15 protein-coding genes are annotated in these 14,949 nt (G+C 73.2%); 9 read left to right on the top strand and 6 right to left on the bottom strand.

The window, feature by feature from the left end:
- Positions 1-405, top strand: a 405-nt coding sequence (locus ACWEVN_RS19530; RefSeq protein WP_452052158.1) for a zinc-binding dehydrogenase, incomplete at its 5' end; no start/stop codon positions are given.
- Between the two features lie 28 nt (positions 406-433).
- Here the strand turns inward: ACWEVN_RS19530 and ACWEVN_RS19525 are convergent.
- The gene (locus ACWEVN_RS19525; protein ID WP_158104622.1) at positions 434-589 is read right to left on the bottom strand and encodes a hypothetical protein; all 156 of its coding nucleotides are present in this window, start codon (positions 587-589) and stop codon (positions 434-436) included.
- Between the two features lie 174 nt (positions 590-763).
- Between ACWEVN_RS19525 and ACWEVN_RS19520 the strand changes: the two genes are divergently transcribed.
- From ACWEVN_RS19520 to ACWEVN_RS19510, 3 genes are read left to right on the top strand one after another with little or no spacing between them, the layout of a single operon-like run.
- Positions 764-1,909, top strand: a complete 1,146-nt coding sequence (locus tag ACWEVN_RS19520) for a hypothetical protein (RefSeq protein WP_452052157.1) — start codon at positions 764-766, stop codon at positions 1,907-1,909.
- Positions 1,906-3,336, top strand: coding sequence for a substrate-binding domain-containing protein (locus tag ACWEVN_RS19515; RefSeq protein WP_452052156.1), 1,431 nt, complete (start codon positions 1,906-1,908; stop codon positions 3,334-3,336). Before ACWEVN_RS19520 ends, ACWEVN_RS19515 begins: the two co-directional genes overlap by 4 nt.
- Entirely contained in the window at positions 3,323-4,045 is a 723-nt protein-coding gene (locus tag ACWEVN_RS19510; RefSeq protein WP_449684887.1) for a hypothetical protein, read from the top strand. Before ACWEVN_RS19515 ends, ACWEVN_RS19510 begins: the two co-directional genes overlap by 14 nt.
- Before the next feature lies 1 nt (position 4,046).
- On the opposite strand, the gene ACWEVN_RS19505 is transcribed toward ACWEVN_RS19510, so the two are convergent.
- The 3 genes from ACWEVN_RS19505 to ACWEVN_RS19495 all read right to left on the bottom strand — a co-directional run bounded on the left by ACWEVN_RS19505 (position 4,047) and on the right by ACWEVN_RS19495 (position 7,206).
- The gene (locus ACWEVN_RS19505; protein ID WP_452052155.1) at positions 4,047-4,799 is read right to left on the bottom strand and encodes a hypothetical protein; all 753 of its coding nucleotides are present in this window, start codon (positions 4,797-4,799) and stop codon (positions 4,047-4,049) included.
- A gap of 55 nt (positions 4,800-4,854) precedes the next feature.
- Positions 4,855-5,388 (bottom strand): carboxymuconolactone decarboxylase family protein, encoded by a 534-nt coding sequence (locus ACWEVN_RS19500; RefSeq protein WP_449684885.1) that lies wholly within the window; start codon positions 5,386-5,388, stop codon positions 4,855-4,857.
- Between the two features lie 102 nt (positions 5,389-5,490).
- Positions 5,491-7,206, bottom strand: coding sequence for a glycosyl hydrolase family 18 protein (locus ACWEVN_RS19495; RefSeq protein WP_452052154.1), 1,716 nt, complete (start codon positions 7,204-7,206; stop codon positions 5,491-5,493).
- A gap of 284 nt (positions 7,207-7,490) precedes the next feature.
- Here ACWEVN_RS19495 and ACWEVN_RS19490 point away from each other — a divergent pair, with 284 nt between their 5' ends.
- Genes ACWEVN_RS19490 through ACWEVN_RS19480 form a run of 3 tightly spaced genes read left to right on the top strand, consistent with a single transcriptional unit; the run spans position 7,491 to position 11,423 of the window.
- Positions 7,491-10,073 (top strand): FtsX-like permease family protein, encoded by a 2,583-nt coding sequence (locus ACWEVN_RS19490; protein WP_452052153.1) that lies wholly within the window; start codon positions 7,491-7,493, stop codon positions 10,071-10,073.
- Entirely contained in the window at positions 10,066-10,758 is a 693-nt protein-coding gene (locus ACWEVN_RS19485; protein ID WP_310972912.1) for an ABC transporter ATP-binding protein, read from the top strand. The genes ACWEVN_RS19490 and ACWEVN_RS19485 overlap by 8 nt, the downstream gene beginning before the upstream one ends.
- Positions 10,755-11,423, top strand: a complete 669-nt coding sequence (locus ACWEVN_RS19480; protein ID WP_449684882.1) for an ABC transporter ATP-binding protein — start codon at positions 10,755-10,757, stop codon at positions 11,421-11,423. Before ACWEVN_RS19485 ends, ACWEVN_RS19480 begins: the two co-directional genes overlap by 4 nt.
- Here the strand turns inward: ACWEVN_RS19480 and ACWEVN_RS19475 are convergent.
- Positions 11,404-12,597, bottom strand: a complete 1,194-nt coding sequence (locus tag ACWEVN_RS19475; RefSeq protein ID WP_452052152.1) for an FAD-dependent monooxygenase — start codon at positions 12,595-12,597, stop codon at positions 11,404-11,406. The genes ACWEVN_RS19480 and ACWEVN_RS19475 overlap by 20 nt on opposite strands.
- A 147-nt stretch (positions 12,598-12,744) precedes the next feature.
- Here ACWEVN_RS19475 and ACWEVN_RS19470 point away from each other — a divergent pair, with 147 nt between their 5' ends.
- On the top strand, positions 12,745-13,101 hold the full coding sequence (locus ACWEVN_RS19470) for a VOC family protein (protein ID WP_452052151.1): 357 nt from the start codon (positions 12,745-12,747) through the stop codon (positions 13,099-13,101).
- On the opposite strand, the gene ACWEVN_RS19465 is transcribed toward ACWEVN_RS19470, so the two are convergent.
- Positions 13,098-13,937, bottom strand: coding sequence for an oxidoreductase (locus ACWEVN_RS19465; RefSeq protein ID WP_452052150.1), 840 nt, complete (start codon positions 13,935-13,937; stop codon positions 13,098-13,100). The two genes, ACWEVN_RS19470 and ACWEVN_RS19465, sit on opposite strands and share 4 nt — an antisense overlap.
- Positions 13,938-14,035: 98 nt before the next feature.
- Here ACWEVN_RS19465 and ACWEVN_RS19460 point away from each other — a divergent pair, with 98 nt between their 5' ends.
- Positions 14,036-14,938, top strand: coding sequence for a LysR family transcriptional regulator (locus tag ACWEVN_RS19460; protein ID WP_452052149.1), 903 nt, complete (start codon positions 14,036-14,038; stop codon positions 14,936-14,938).
- Positions 14,939-14,949 lie beyond the last annotated feature (11 nt).

Here is a 14,949-nt window from a genome sequence, read left to right as displayed (position 1 = left end):
CTCGGCGCGGACGCCGCGGTCCGGCTCGAGGGCGGCGAAGACGCCGAAACCCTCGCGCAGCGGCTCGGGGCGGTGGCCGGCCCGGTCGACCTGGTGGTCGATCCGGTGTGCGGCCTCCCGGCCGCGGCGGCGCTGCACACCCTGCGTCCGGGCGGGCGGCTGGTCAACCTCGGCAGCGCGGCCGGCGAGGTGTGCCCGGTCCCCTCGGCGCTGCTGCGTAGCCGGTCCTTGCGGATCCTCGGCTACACGAACAACGAGCTCACCGCCGGCGAGCGCCGCGAAGCGCTGCTGACGGTGGTGGCGCAGACGCTGACGGGGGCGCTCACGGCCGGGTACGAGCGCGTCCCGCTGCACGACGCGGCCCGGGCGTGGAACCGCCCGGGCCGCGTGGTGCTGGTGCCCTGACGCGGGCATCCGGCGGTGACCACGGTGGTCACCGGCCCCCAGGGCCGGGTTTCGGCACATCGCCGATGTAGGGACCGCTTCCCACCCCGCCGACCGGCGACGGGTCGTTCGTCGCGGACGCCGCGGGGGCGAGCACGGCGAGCGCGGCCGCGGTGAGCAAAGCGGCAGCTACAGCACGTTTCATCGATGAGCTCCTTCGCGTTCCCCCGCATTCTGCGGGATCCGGCTTCCAAACCGCTTCCGTTCCCGGAAAAACCGATGGTCCGTTCGGTCCTATTTCGGCGGATGCCGTGGCCGGTGCGGACGGCCTTCTCGTTCAATGACCCGGTACGGAGTCCGAGGGGCCGAGGGGGCCGGGGTGGACGAGCCGAAGTTCGACGTCGTCGACACGCGACGGCGGTTCCTGTCCTGGTTCGTGCCGCCGGCCGGGGTCTTCGTGCTCGGGTTCGTCGCGCTGCTGTTCGCCGGGCACGTCACCGGGCCGCTGAAGCACATCACCGTGGTCCGCGCGATGATCGCGTCCAAACGGGACTTCTTCGAGGACGAGCAGGTCAAGCGGCTGCTGATGAGCCACGGCTACCAGGTCCAGGTGACCCCGGCCGGCTCGTTCGAGCTGGCCGAGACCGCCGACCTGGACGGCTACCAGTTCGTGTTCCCCTCCGGGCAGGCCGCGGCCGACCGCGTCTACGAGCGTCGCCAGGGCAAGCACGCGGTCGGGTACAAGCCGTTCTTCACGCCGCTCGTGCTGGCCACCTTCCGCGACTACGCCGAGGCGCTGGTCGCGGCCGAAGTGGCCGAACGGCGGTCCGCCGGGGACCGGCCGCTGTACTACAGCGTCGAGATGGACAAGCTGATGGCGCTCGTGGCCGGCCGGGGCCGCTGGCGGGACTACGGCCCCGGTCTCAGCGCGAACCGGCTGCTCGTCCAGTCGCCTGACCCGTGCCGGAGCTACTCGGGCGCCGCCTACGTCGGCCTGGTCGCCTTCGCACGCTACGCGCAGCCGGCGGCGACGGAAGCCGAAGCCGTCGAGCAGGCCCGCGGCATCAAGCCGATGCTGGACGCCGAAGGCCAGCACAGCGACGACATGGCACCGAAGTACTTCGTGCCGGAAGGCCGCAGCTTCGCGACGGTCGCGGTCATCTACGAGCACCAGTACCTCGCCTACCAGAACCGGCGGCTCGACAACGGTTCGGCCCTCGACGCCGACCGGGTGCTGATGTACCCCAGCGCCCAGCACCAGACCGCGCCCGACTTCATCTCGTTCAGCCCCGAGGGCGACGCGATCGGCGCGCTGCTGATGTCCGATCCCGCACTGCGCCGGCGGGCCGTCGAACTCGGGTTCCACGTGTACTCGGCCGACATCGCGCAGTTCGACTTCGCCGGCTACCTGAAGGAGCGCGGCATCCCGGAACCCGCGGCCGCGATCGGGGACACCGAGACCTGGCTGCCCCGCGACGCCGAGTTCCGGCGGATGGTCGCCGAGATCGGGGGCTGCCGGTGGTGAGGGCCGCCCTGGTGCTGCTGCTCCTGCTCACCGCGTGCAGTCCCGGCGAGCCGGCCGACACGAAGCTCACCGTGCTGGCCACCAGCGAGCTCGCCGATCTGGGCCCGGTGCTGGCGGACCTGCGTCGCGACACCGGCGTCGAACTGGTCCTGGACTACCGCGGCACGGTGGCGGCGACCGCCGAGCTGAACCGCGGGTTCGACCTGGCCTGGCTCTCGACCGGCCGGTTCCTGCGGCTGCGCGGGACCGAGCCGAAGCTGGCGACGTCGATCATGCTCTCGCCGCTGGTGCTCGGCGTGAAGCCGGGCGAGGCGGCGAAGCTGGGTGCACAGCCGACGTGGGCGGACATCGCCGATCGCGCGGCCGGCGGCGAGCTGCGGTTCGGCATGGCGGACCCGCACGTCTCCGGCAGCGGGCTGGCCGCCCTGATCGGCGTGGCCACCGCGGCGGCCGGGACGGGCGCTGCGCTGCGGCCGGAGGACGTCCGGTGCGACCGGATCCAGGGCTTCCTCGCGGGCCGGGCGTTCGACGCCGCCGACGTCGCCGAGGAGTACGTGCGCCGCCAGCACGAGGCGGGCGGCATCGTCGCGCCGGAGTCGGCGATCCTGGCGCTCAACGCCTCGGGCCGCTTGCGCGAGCCCCTCGAAGTCGTCTACCCGCGGGACGGGATCGTGCTCGCGGACTACCCGCTGATGCTGCTGAACCCGGACAAGCGCGCGGCCTACGACCGGGTCGTGCAGTGGCTGCGCGGCCCGTCGGCGCAGCGGGCGATCATGGACCGGACGTTCCGGCGCCCGGCCGATCCGGCGGTGCCGCGCACCGGGCCGCTGGCGGCGCCGATCGGGAACCCGCTGTACTTCCCGGACCACCAGGAGGTGCTCGACCGGCTGCTGCAGGCCTACGACCGCGCGCGCACCGGCCGTCAGGTGATCTACGTGCTGGACTACTCGCTGTCCATGGCCGGGCCGCGGGTGGCGGCGCTGCGCCGGGCGTTCGCCGCGCTGACCGGGTTCGACCGCTTCTACGCCGGCGAGACCGTGACGATCATCCGGTTCGCCGGCGAGGTCCTGGAGGAGCGCACGGTCACCGTGTCCCGCCGGGAAGACGCCGACGCGCTGCAGGCGGTCGTGGGGTCGGCCGACCTGCGGCCGTACACGGCGATCTGGGGCGCGCTCGAGCACGCCTACCGGATCGCGAAGCCGGGGGCGTCGATCGTGCTGATGACCGACGGCGAGAACAACGCCGGCCCGGGCCTGGACGGGTTCCTGGCCGGCCGGCACGACGCCGGGCCGGCGTTCGCGATCCGGTTCGGCGAGGCGAACCCGGCCGACCTGGCCCGGGCCACCGCCGCGACCGGCGGGCGGGTCGTCGACGGCGCCGCGGAATCGTTGACGGAGGCGGTGAGGGAGCTTCGTGGCTGTCGATAGGGCCATGCTGTGGTCGGTGCTCGGCTGGTGGGGTGTGCTCTGGGTGGTGACCGCGCTGGCCGCGGTGCTGGCGCTCGTAGTGCTGGTGCTCGGGGTGCTGAGGCGCAGCCGCCCGGTGATCCTGCCCGGCCTGCCGTTCTACCTGGACGAGCCGCGGGTGATCGAGCTGTGCCAGCAGGGCGGCTACGGCGACATCGCCAAGCGGACGATCCGCGAGTTCGTCAACCGCAGCACCGACGGCTCGTTCGGATTCACCAGCCAGTGGTTCAAGCTCGGCCGTGGCGCCAACCGCGGGCACGAGACGGAGACGAGCTACGACGTGCACGTCACCGCGAACACGCTGCTGGGCCTGGCGTTGCAGTCCCTGGAGGCGCAGCACGGCGTCGTGCACGCGAACCTGCCGGCCCGGTCGGTGCAGGGCGACCGGGCGTGGCGCCGGACGGGCTCACCGCGGCTGTCGGAGATCCACGACGGCTACGTGGTCGTGCAGGGCAAGTTCACCGTGGCCGAGGAGTCCGGCGACGAGGTCGTGCTGCACGCGCGGATCGGCCGGCACGACGCGTGGGTCCGGGTGGCCTGCCACGACGGCCACTTGCGCCGCAAGGAGGTGCCGCGGGGCGAGTTCAACGCGCGCTGCCTCGGCAAGAGCCAGGCGTGGCGGCCGGACAGCGGCGAACTGGTCATCCTGCCGATCGCCGTCCTCCAGTAGCTCATCCCGGAGGGGTGAGGTTTGTGCAGAGGGCGGTGGGGAACTTCGGTTCGGCGGCCAGGATTTCCCCGCAGCCGCCACCCTTCGCCCCGGCGACGCTCGTCCAGCCGGTGCCCGCCCAGCGGTAGGCGACCCGGGTCGCGGGCTCGCCGCTGTGCCGTTGCAGGTCGTGGATCAGCCAGCTCTGGTCGCAGGCCCGGGTGGTGCCGGGGTACTCGGCTTCGGCGCTGAACTCCAGTTGCGCGATCCACGCCGGGTTGCAGTGATCGGCGGGCGGGTGGCAGCCGAGGCGTTCGTCGCACTTCTTCCAAGCGCCGGACACCAGTCCCCAGGTCTGGTTGACGTTGACGATGAACGGCCGGTCCCCGATCGGTGCCGCCGTCTTGACCGGGAAATCGGCCGGTGCCTGTCCGCAGCTCGTACCCTCCGGCGGCCGGAACAGGATCTCGGCGTCGATGCGGTTGCCGTCCTCGGTGACCCGGGCGTGCGGTGCTCCCGCGCAGGTGGGCAGGTCGACGTGCAGGACGGCGCTGCGGTCGTCGGGGCCCGGCCGGACGTCGGTGACCCACGCGAGCTGCTCCGCCGGTGGCGCTGGCACGGGCGGCGCCGAAGTGGCCGCCGGTGCCGGAGTGGCCGACGCCGGTGTGGCGGTGCTCCGGTACGGGATGTCCAGCGCCAGTAGCAGCCAGAACGCGAGCAGGCCGGTGGCGAGCACCCCGGCCGTCCACAGTGCGGGCTTGACGAATCGCGACATCGAAGCTCCCCCCTCAATGTTCCGGGGGGAGCCTAGCCGACGCCGGGCGCCCGGCTCAGCCGCCGTAGCCCTCGGTGGCGAGCATCTTGCCGATCTGGTCGTAGACCGCCTGGTCGTCCGGGGCCACCGTGGCGAGGCCGTCGACGTAGCGGTTGAACATGCAGAACGCCGCCGCGATCAGGACGGTGTCGTGCAGCTCGACGTCGGTCGCGCCTTCGGCGCGGGCCGCCTCGATCAGCTCGGGCGTCACCGCGCGCCCGGTTTCGCGGGTGGCGAGGGCGATCCGCAGCAGGGCCTTGAGCTTGTCCCCCACCGGGGCGTCGTCGATCCCCGCGCAGGCCGCGTCGACCACCGCGCGGCCCCCGTCGAGGGTTTCGGCCGCGGCGGCGGCGTGGCTGCCGTGGCAGAAGCGGCATTCGTTGCCGTGGGACACCACCGCCGCGATCAGTTCGCGCTCGCCGACGGTCAGGCTGCTCGGGCCGCGCAGGAGAGTCTGCGCCAGGTGGTTGAGCGGGACGGCGGTCTCGGGCCGGAACGCGAACAGCGACCGGATGCCGGGCGACTGCGGGTCGAGCGGGATGTGCGGCATCGGTTCCTCCAGGCGGGCGCGAAAGATCGTCCCGCGCAGTCTGGCGGCCGGCGGCGGCCCGGCCAACCTCCGTGTTGCGCAACCGGACCGCCGCCGAAAGCCTCAACTCACCGCGAAGTCGTCGGCGTAGACGGCACTTTGGCCGTACCAGCCGTGGACGTACACGGTCACCGCACCCGACGCGCCGGTCGTGAACGGCACCGACAGCTTCGTCCAGCCGCTGCCGGAGGTCCACGCGCTCCCGGTGGCGCCGCCGCGGACGCCGACGTAGGCGTAGCTGCCCTGCACCCACGCCGTGAGCGTGTAGGCGTGGTTCGGGGCGAGCGTCACGTTCTGCGCGGCTTCGCCGGTGGCCGACGCCGTGGGCGTCACCTGCAGCGCGTGGGTGCCCGAGTGCGCCGGGGTGGCGACGATCGCGTCGCCGGGGGCGGTCCAGGGGCTCAGTCCGCCGGTCTCGAAGCCGCCGTTGACCACGCCGCCCGCGGGCGGGGTGCCCTTGACGGTGAGGGTGAAGGTGGTGCTGTGGCTGCCGGAGGCGGCGGTGCCGGTCACGGTGAGCGGGTAGACGCCGGGGACGGCGGCCGCGGTGGTGCCCACCGAGAGCGTCGCGCTGCCGCCCGCGGTCACCGTGCCGGGACTGACGGCCGCGGTGACGCCGGCGGGTGCGCCGGTGACCGACAGCGTGACCTGCTGGGCGGAGCCGGACGTCACCGCGGTGTTCACCGTCGCCGAGGCCGAACCGCCCGGGTCCACCGCGGCCGACGCCGGGGTGGCGGCGAGGGAGAAGTCGTTGCCGGGCACGGACGTGCCGCCGGTGAAGGGCTCGAAGGCGTGGCTGAAGAACCAGGTGTCCTGGGCGATGCCGGAGCAGTTGTCGGCCGCGGCGCCGCCGGGGCAGCTGCCGTTGTCGCGTTGCAGCGCCCAGAACGACAGCGTGTTGATGCCCTTGGCCACGGCCCAGTTGTAGACGGTGGCCGCGTCGGCGGTGGTGAAGGTTTCGGCCGGGCCGAAGTCGTCGACGCCGATCATCTCGGTGACCCCGGCCATCGCCCACAGCTGGGCCTGGGTCTTGCCCGGGTAGAGCGAGCCGAGCTGGGAGACCAGGCCGGCCGCGGCGGTCTGGGTGTCGGTGGCCATCTGGTGGGCGGCGTTGTCGTAGTAGTCGAAGGTCATCAGGTTGACGACGTCGACGCGGGTACCGTTGGCGACGGCGTTGCGCAGGACGGCGAGGCCGCTGTCGGCGAGGCCGCGGGTGGTCGTGGGCAGGGTGTAGGAGATCTGCAGCGAGCGCCCGGAGGCCGCGGCCCAGTCCTGGACCTTCTTGAGCGCCTTGTTGCGGCGGTCGATCCCGGCCGAGTTGGTCAGCGAGTTGTCCTCGATGTCCATGTCGAGCCGGGGGACGTCGTAGGTGGTGAGCACCGACTCGTAGGCGGCGGCGATCGAGTCCACGTTGGTGCAGCTGTCGGCTATTTCGGTGCCGGTGTTGTCGGCGGTGTAGCCGCCGAAGGACGGGATGACGTCGCCGCCGCGGGAGCGGATGGTGGCGATGTCGGCCCCGAAGACGCCGGTGGAGATCGGCATTCCGGTGTCGCCGTTCCAGTACACCGTGCAGGAGCCCTTGGTGGCGGCCTGCAGGAACGCCATCGTGAGGTGCTTGGCGCCGGACTGCTGGGCCAGCGCGGCGGGGCTCTCGCCGGTCCAGGCTTCGAAGTAGGGCGCGAAGACGTGCGTGGGCAGCGGCGTGGCGGCCTGGGCGGTGCCGGCGGCGGCGACCAGGGAACCGGCCGAGAACGCCGCCAGGGCAAGGGAAACGGACAATCGGGAGAAAGGTCTGCGTCGACGCATCTGCGCTCCTGAGCCGGCGGGAGCCGTGCGGCGGCGTGGCACGGCGGGAACGCTTTCAGGATTGGACCAGACCAATCGGTGCGTCAAGGTCCAGACCACTAAACCGGCCGGATGGCGGCGGCGATTGCGCGGGAAGGCAGCCCGGCGCGAGCCCACCGAGTGGGCAACGATCGTGACAAAAACGTTCCAACTCTCCGAGGTGGCCGGTAGCGTCCTGGTCCATGCGGGTGATGTGGGGGAAGAATGGACGACGCAGAGTGACCAAGCCGTGGCGAGCCGCCCCGAAGGCCGCCCTCTCCAGCCCGCTGACGCTCATAGTGGCGGCCGTGACCTCGCTGCTGGCGTGCTTCCTCGGCACGGCCGCGGTGCTGCAGGCGTCCGCGGCCGGCGGGGCCACCGTCGCGTACCAGACGGGCATCACCTGCCCGGACAGCTACGGCCCGATGTTCGGCAAGGGCAACATGCCGGTGCAGGACATCCCGGCGGTGACCGGCGCGATCCAGCGCCACGCCGCCGCGCACGGGTTCGGCGCGCCCGTCGTCGGCGAGTTCACCACCGTGCTGCGGGGCACCGAGTTCAACGGCGACCCGCACTACAAGGTCCGCTTCGGCTACCGCGACCAGGTCGGCCTGGACAACCTGACGCTGCAGCAGGGCACGCGGGCGCCGGGGTTGTGGCTGGGCAACGTGGTGGCCGACGCCGAGCACATCGGCGTCGGCACGAAACCGAGCCTGCAGGGCGTGCCGCTGCCGCCGGTCACCGGCATCTACCGCGACCTGCTCGACCCGCCGCCGCGGTGGTGGTGCTCGCAGCAGTCCGGGGCCGTGATCGACCGGCTGGTCGACGACCCGATCGACTCGATCGTCTTCGCCACCGACCGCAAGACCTTCGACGACACCATCCGGGCCATCGGCCTGCCGACGATGCAGTACTTCCACGTCTCCTTCTACGAGCCGGCGCCGACGACGCTGAGCGCCGCCGAAGACCTCCTGCAGCGCTCGCAGGACCTGGTCGCCGACGTCCGCGCCGACCTGACCGCCCAGGGCCTCGGCTCGCTGATCGCCGCCGACGTCCCGACGTTCCAGCGCTCGGTGCAGATCGCCCGGCAGGCCCAGGAGAACGTGTTCGTCTCGATCCTGCCGCTGGCGCTGATCAGCGTCCTGGTCGGCTGCGCCGGCCTGGGCACGGTGGCCCTGCAGTGGTACCAGCGGCGGCACGCCCAGCTGCGGCTGCTCTCCGCGCGCGGCAGCGGCCCGGCGGCGCTCGGCGGGCTCGCCGTCGCCGAGCTGGGCCTGCCGATCCTGCTCGGCGGGGCGGCGGGCGCGGTCGCGGCCCGGCTGCTGCTCGGCGTGTACGGCCCGCCCGGCGCCCCGGACCCGGCCGCCGTGCTGACCGCCGTCGGCGTCGCGGCCGGGACCCTGGCGGTGTCGCTGGTGCTGCTGGCCCTGGTCGTCGCGGTGCGGGTGCACCGGGAGTTCGAGCTGGGCCGGGTGCGCCGCGGCGGCAAGCGGGTGCGGCTGCTGGCGTACTTCCCGTGGGAGCTGGCGACGGCGGGCATGGCCTGGCTGGGCTGGACGCGGCTGGCGCACTACGGCACGGCGTCCCGGCTGGGCAATCCCCTCCCCCAGGTCGACCCGCTGGCCCTGACCTACCCGGTGTTCGTGGTGCTGACGGTCGGGCTGCTGACCGCGCGGCTGGCGTGGCTGGCCCTGCACGCCTCGCACCGGGCCCGGTTCTGGTCGCGCCCGGCGCTGCAGCTGGCGATCCGGCGGCTGGCCGGCGCCCGCGCCCCGGTGACCGGGGTGCTGGTCATCGGAACGCTCGCCATCGGCACGCTGGCCACCGGGATCGGCATCGCCCGCGGCCAGGAGGAGGCCCTGGACACCAAGTCGGCGATCTTCGTCGGCAGCAACGCCCGCCTCGACACCGACAGCCCGCTCGGCATGGGCCAGGTCGCGATGCCCCCGTCGCTGGCCGGGGGCAGCACCGTGGTCGGCGAGCTGACCGGGACCGGCAGCGTGGTGCTGGTGGTCGACCCGGTGACGTTCGCCCGCGGTGCGGCGGTGGAACACATCCCTGGTGACGACCTGACCGGGCTCCTGCAGCAGATCTCGCAGCCGGATCCGCGCGGCACGCCGGTGATCCGGGTCGGGCACACGGCCAAGCAGAACGCCAAGCTGCCCGACGACCTGCCCGACGCGGTCGTCGCCGGTGACCTGCCGGTGTTCCCGATGATCGGCACCTCCCCCGGCTACGTCGTCTCGCGCACGGTGCTCACCCACGCGCAGCTGGACGGCATTCCGAAGTGGAGCGTGCTGACGACCGCGCCGATGGCGGAGGCGACCGCGGCGCTGCGCGCGGCGGGGGTGTTCATCCCGAACCGGATCAGCCGCGAGTCCGCTTTGGACGGTCTGCCGTTCTTCGTGGTGGCGTGGACGTTCTCGTTCGTGGCGCTGCTGGGCGCGGTCCTCGGCGTGGTGGCGATCCTGGCGCTGCTGGTGGCGGTCGAAGTCCGGCGGCGGCAGAACGCCCTGGCCGGGGCGCTGGTGTTGCGGATGGGCATGCGCCCGCGGACGCTGCTGGCCAGTCACCTGATGGAACTGGGGGCGCTGAGCGGGCTGGCGATCGTGGTCGGGGTCGTGTGCGGGGTTTCGGTGGCGGGGCTGTCGGTGCCCCGGTTCGACCCGGCGACGTTCCTCGCGCCGCGCTCGGAGCTGCCGGATCCGCTGCCGTTCGTGCTGACCGTCGTGGTGATCGGCGTGGCGGTGGTCGCGCTGGCCGGCTGGATCGCGGTGCGCTCGGTGCGCACCGCCCGGACCGCGGAGCTGATCCGTGCCTGAGAAGCCCATCTTTTCCCTGCGCGGCATCGGCGTCGACTACCCGACGCCGGCCGGGGTCGTCACCGGCGTCGACGACGTCAGCCTCGACGTACCCGCTCGCGGGATGACCGTGCTGGCCGGGCCGTCGGGGTCGGGGAAGTCGACGCTGCTGCGCGTGCTGGGGCTGTTCGAGCAGCCCGCGCGCGGCACGCTGACGTTCCAGGGCGCCGACGTCCGCAAGCTCAAGCACCGTGAGCGGCGGGCGCTGCGGCGCCACCACCTGGGCCTGGTGTTCCAGAACCCGAGCGACAACCTGCTGGGCTACCTGACGGTCGCGGAGAATCTGCACGCCGCGGCCGAGGCCGCCGGGACCGAGTGCAACGCCGAGGACATCCTCGGGCAGCTGGGCCTGCACGGCACCGGCGGCTGGAAGATCGCCGCGCTCTCGGGCGGGCAGCAGCAGCGGCTGGCGTTCGGGTGCGTTTTGGCCGCGCGCTCGACGGTGATCCTCGCCGACGAGCCGACGTCGCAACTGGACGAGGCATCGGCGGACCTGGTGCTCGACACCCTGCAGTACCTGGTGGACCAGGACTTCGCGGTCCTGGTCGCCTCGCACGACGAACGCCTGATCGACCTCGGCGCGCGGGTGGCCCGGCTGCACAAGGGCGTGCTCGAAGGCATCGAAGAACGGGAGCTGCCGGCATGACACTCGTGGAAGCGGTCGGGCTGCGCCGCAGTTTCGCCCACCCCAGCGGCGACATCGAGGTGCTGCGCGGGCTGGAACTGCGGGTGGGCGCGGGCGAGCTGGTGACGGTGTCGGGCCGGTCGGGCTCGGGCAAGAGCGCGTTGCTGGCCCTGCTGTGCGGCTTCGACTCCCCCGATTCCGGCTGCGTGCTCCTCGACGGCGTCCCGATCGACGGCGCGCCGCCGTGGCACACCTGCGCGGTGCTGCCACAGGCGCTCGGGCTGGCGAACGAGCTGACGATCGCGGAGAACGTGGCCTTGCCGCTGCGGCTGCGGTCGGACGTGCCGCGCCCGTCGCCGCCGGCGATCGCCGAGCGGGTGGGTGGCCTGCTGGACGAGCTGGGCATCGGCGACCTCGGCGACCGCTATCCCTTGGAGGTGTCGTTCGGCCAGCAGCAGCGGGTGGCGCTGGCCCGCGCGGTCGCCGGCCGCCCACGGGTCCTGCTGACGGACGAACCGACCGCGCACCTGGACGCGGGCTCGACACCCCGGGTCCTGCGCCTCCTGCGCCAGTGCGCGGCGGAAGGCGCGGCAGTGATCGTGGCCACCCACGACGAGGAGGTCCACCGCATCGCCGACCGCCGCGTCCGCCTGCTCGACGGGGTGCTCACGGCCTTGCTGGACTGACCCGCGCCCCCGCGTCCGGCACGCCCGCGTAGTCCGGCAGCTCCACGCCGTTGAGCGCACGCTCGATCAGCGGCATGAGCGCTTCCATGTCGGGCTCGGCGTCCGCACCGGCCTCGCGGCTCTGCACGTGCAGCCGGCCGATCTCCTGGTTGGCCTCGACGAACGGGCGCATCCGCGTCTCGTAGGCGGCGAACCCCGCCTCCGGGTCCCACCCGGCGGCGGCCAGCTCGCCGGCCAGCAGGTAGGCGCCGACCAGCGCCAGTCCGGTGCCGCCACCCGACATCGGGGACGAACAGAACGCCGCGTCGCCGATCAGGCCCACGCGGCCCGACGACCAGCGGTCCAGCACCACCTGGGCGACCTGGTCGAGGTAGAAGTCCGGGGTGTCGTCCAGGTGCGCGAGGATCTCCTCCGTCCGCCAGCCCAGGCCGGCCATCCGCGCGCGCAGCAACTCCTTCTGCGCGTCGATGTCGCGGTAGTCGACGTCGAAGCCGTCGGCGGGGAAGGACAGCATGGCCATCGCCCGGGTGGGGTCCTTGAGCGGGCGCAGCCCGGCCGAACGCCCCTCGTGCTGGTAGTCGATCATCCAGCGGTCGATCCCGAACTCGTTGGGCACGCTGTAGAAGGCCAGCACCATCCCGAGGTGGCGGACGAACCGCTCGCGCGGCCCGAAGACCATCCCGCGCAGCGCCGAGTGCAGCCCGTCGGCGCCGATCACCAGGTCGAAGCGCCGCCGGGCGCCACTCGCGAAGGTGACGTCGACGCCGTCCGCGTCCTGGGCGAGCTCGGCGATCCGGTCGCCGAAGAGGTATTCGACGTGCTCGCGGGTGTCGTCGTAGAGCACCTGGGACAGGTCGCCGCGCAGGATCTCGATGTCCGCGATGTACCCGTCGCCGCCGTCGTCCTCGGCGCTGAAGGTCTCCAGCACGGTCCCGTCGGCGGCCACGGTGTGCGCGCCGGCGGTCTCGGTGCGGGCCGCGCGCACCGGCGCCTCCAGCCCCATCAGGCGGATGACGTCCTTGGCCACCCCGCGCGCGTCCACCGCCTGGCCGCCGGGACGCAGCCCGGGCGCCCGTTCCACGACGGTCACCTCGGCGCCCCGCCGCCGCAGCCAGTGGGCCAGCGCGGGCCCCGCGATGCTCGCCCCGGTCACCAGCACCCTGTTCCCGCTCACCGCGGTCCCCCCATCGCCGTCCGCATGCCGGTCCGGAGTGTAGCGGCGGTGGCCGCGCCAACCGATCAGGAATCGAGAAGCGCTGGTCAGCGGGCCGGTCATAGCGTCTACGACGTACCGCAGACCACGACTTCAGGAGCACCGAAGATGAGCACCCAGGGGATCAAGACCGTCCTGCACCCCGTCACCGACCTGGCCGCCGCCAAGGCCGTCTACACCGCCCTGCTGGGCGTCGAGCCGCAGGCCGACGCGCCCTACTACGTCGGCTACGACGTCGAAGGCCAGCACATCGGGCTGGTGCCGAACGGCGCGCAGCAGGGCATGACCGGGCCGGTGTCCTACTGGCACGTCGACGACATCGAGGCGAAGCTCGCCGAGATCACCAAGGCGGGCGGGACGGTCAAGGACGCGCCGAAGGACGTCGGCAACGGCCGCCTGGTCGCGACCTTCACCGACGCCGACGGCAACGTCCTCGGCGTGCTGCAGGACCCCGCGCAGTCCTAGCCGAGCGCGGTGGCCCGGCTGACCTCCTCCCAGGCGGCCAGGTCCGCCGTGACGGCCTCGTGGTGGGCGCGGATGGCTTCGACGGCGTCCGCGCCCAGCGCGAGCCGCAGCGGGGCGTCGTCGCTGCCGACCGCACGCACGATCGCCGCGGCGGCCTTGGCCGGGTCACCGGGCTGGGTGCCGTCCATGTTCTCGACCGCATCGCGCGTTCCGCCGGTCGACACCGCGTAGGCGTCGATCGTGCGGGAGCGGTGCATGCGGCCGCCGCCGAACTCGGTGCGGAACGCGCCCGGCTCGACGATCAGCACCCGCACCCCGAACGGCGCCACCTCCGCGGCCAGGGCTTCGGAGATCCCTTCCAGCGCAAACTTCGTCCCGCAGTAGGCGCCGTAGCCGGGCAGGGAGAGCTGCCCGCCCATCGAGCTGATCTGCACGACCGTGCCGCTGCCCTGCGCGCGCAGGTGCGGCAGCACGGCCTTGGTGACCGCGACCGCGCCGAAGAACATCACGTCCATCAGCGCGCGCAGTTCGTCCATGGTGAGCTCCTCGACCGCGCCGACCGACCCACTGCCGGCGTTGTTGACCACCACGTCGATCCGGCCGAACGCCTCGAGCGCGGCCTTCACCGCCGTGTCGATCTGCCCGGCGTCGGTGACGTCGAGGGCGGCGGTCCGGAGCCGGTCGCCGCCGCGATCCTGCAGTTCGGTCAGGGTTTCCGGCCGGCGAGCGGTGGCCAGCACGCGGTCGCCCGCGGCGAGCGCGGCCAGCGCGATCTCCCGGCCGAAGCCGGCGGAGCAGCCGGTGATCAGCCAGACCCGGCCGTCGGTGTTCGTCATTTTCCGTGTCCTCCCAGTGCTTTCCTCCCTTCCATCCTGACGACGATCTTGGCCGGGGCGCCAACACCGATGTCCTGGCGCGGCTACAGTCTGAGCCTGTGACCCCCGAGTTGCGGCAGCTCCGCTACTTCGCCGCGGTGGCCGAGGCCGGCAGCTTCACCCGCGCCGCCGCCGGGCTGCACCTCGCCCAGCAGTCGCTGTCCCAGCAGATCACCGTGCTGGAGCGGGCCCTCGGCGTCCGGCTGTTCGACCGCGACGCGCGGGGAACGCGGCTCACCGCCGTCGGCCGGCTGTTCCTGCCCGAGGCCCGCGCGGTGCTGGCCCGCGCCGAAGAAGCCGTCACCACGCTCGGCCGGGCGGTCCGCGGCGAGATCGGCGACGTCCGGCTCGTCTTCCTCGCCACGACGGCGAACTACCTGCTGCCGCCGGTGGTGCGGGCGGTCCGGGAACGGCTGCCCGGGCTGGCCGTGACGACGGCCGAGGCGTCGATCGCCGAGCTGGTCGAGGGCCTGCGCGAGGGCCGGTTCGACCTGGCGTTCACCCGGCCGCCACTGGTGGCCGGCCTGGTGTCCCGGACGTTGCTGACCGAAGAGGTGTGCGCGGTGCTGCCGGCGGAGCACCCCCTAGCCGGGCGGGTGTCGCTGCAGCTGGCCGACCTCGCGGACGAGCCGTGGGTGCTCACCCCGCGCGGCAGCTGGGAGCCGTGGCACCGCGGCTACGACGACGACTTCGCCGCGGCCGGCTTCACCCCGCGGGTGGTGCAGCGGGCCGCGACCGTGCAGGGCCTGCTCGGCCTGGTGGCGGCCGGGGTCGGGGTGACCCGGCTGGCCCGCTCGTCGCACAGCCTGCGCCGCACCGGCGTGGCGTTCGTGCCCCTGGCGGGCGAGGTCGCCCGCACGGAACTGGTGTGGTTGCCGGGCAACGACAACCCGGCGGTCCGCGCGATCGCCGAGGTGGCGGCCGGCTTGGCGGCGGCGACGGACCTGACTCAGGCGGGCTGACCGCTTTCGGT

The sequence above is a fragment of the Amycolatopsis sp. NPDC003861 genome, assembly GCF_053605405.1.
This window is presented reverse-complemented; position numbering and strand designations above follow the sequence as displayed.

What these genes read in the sequence shown, in the direction of transcription:
- ACWEVN_RS19505 (WP_452052155.1), bottom strand. Translation starts at nt 4,799, where the DNA reads ATGTCGCGATTCGTCAAGCCCGCACTGTGGACGGCCGGGGTGCTCGCC.
- ACWEVN_RS19465 (WP_452052150.1), bottom strand. Translation starts at nt 13,937, where the DNA reads ATGACGAACACCGACGGCCGGGTCTGGCTGATCACCGGCTGCTCCGCC.
- ACWEVN_RS19480 (WP_449684882.1), top strand. Translation starts at nt 10,755, where the DNA reads ATGACACTCGTGGAAGCGGTCGGGCTGCGCCGCAGTTTCGCCCACCCC.
- ACWEVN_RS19525 (WP_158104622.1), bottom strand. Translation starts at nt 589, where the DNA reads ATGAAACGTGCTGTAGCTGCCGCTTTGCTCACCGCGGCCGCGCTCGCC.
- ACWEVN_RS19470 (WP_452052151.1), top strand. Translation starts at nt 12,745, where the DNA reads ATGAGCACCCAGGGGATCAAGACCGTCCTGCACCCCGTCACCGACCTG.
- ACWEVN_RS19500 (WP_449684885.1), bottom strand. Translation starts at nt 5,388, where the DNA reads ATGCCGCACATCCCGCTCGACCCGCAGTCGCCCGGCATCCGGTCGCTG.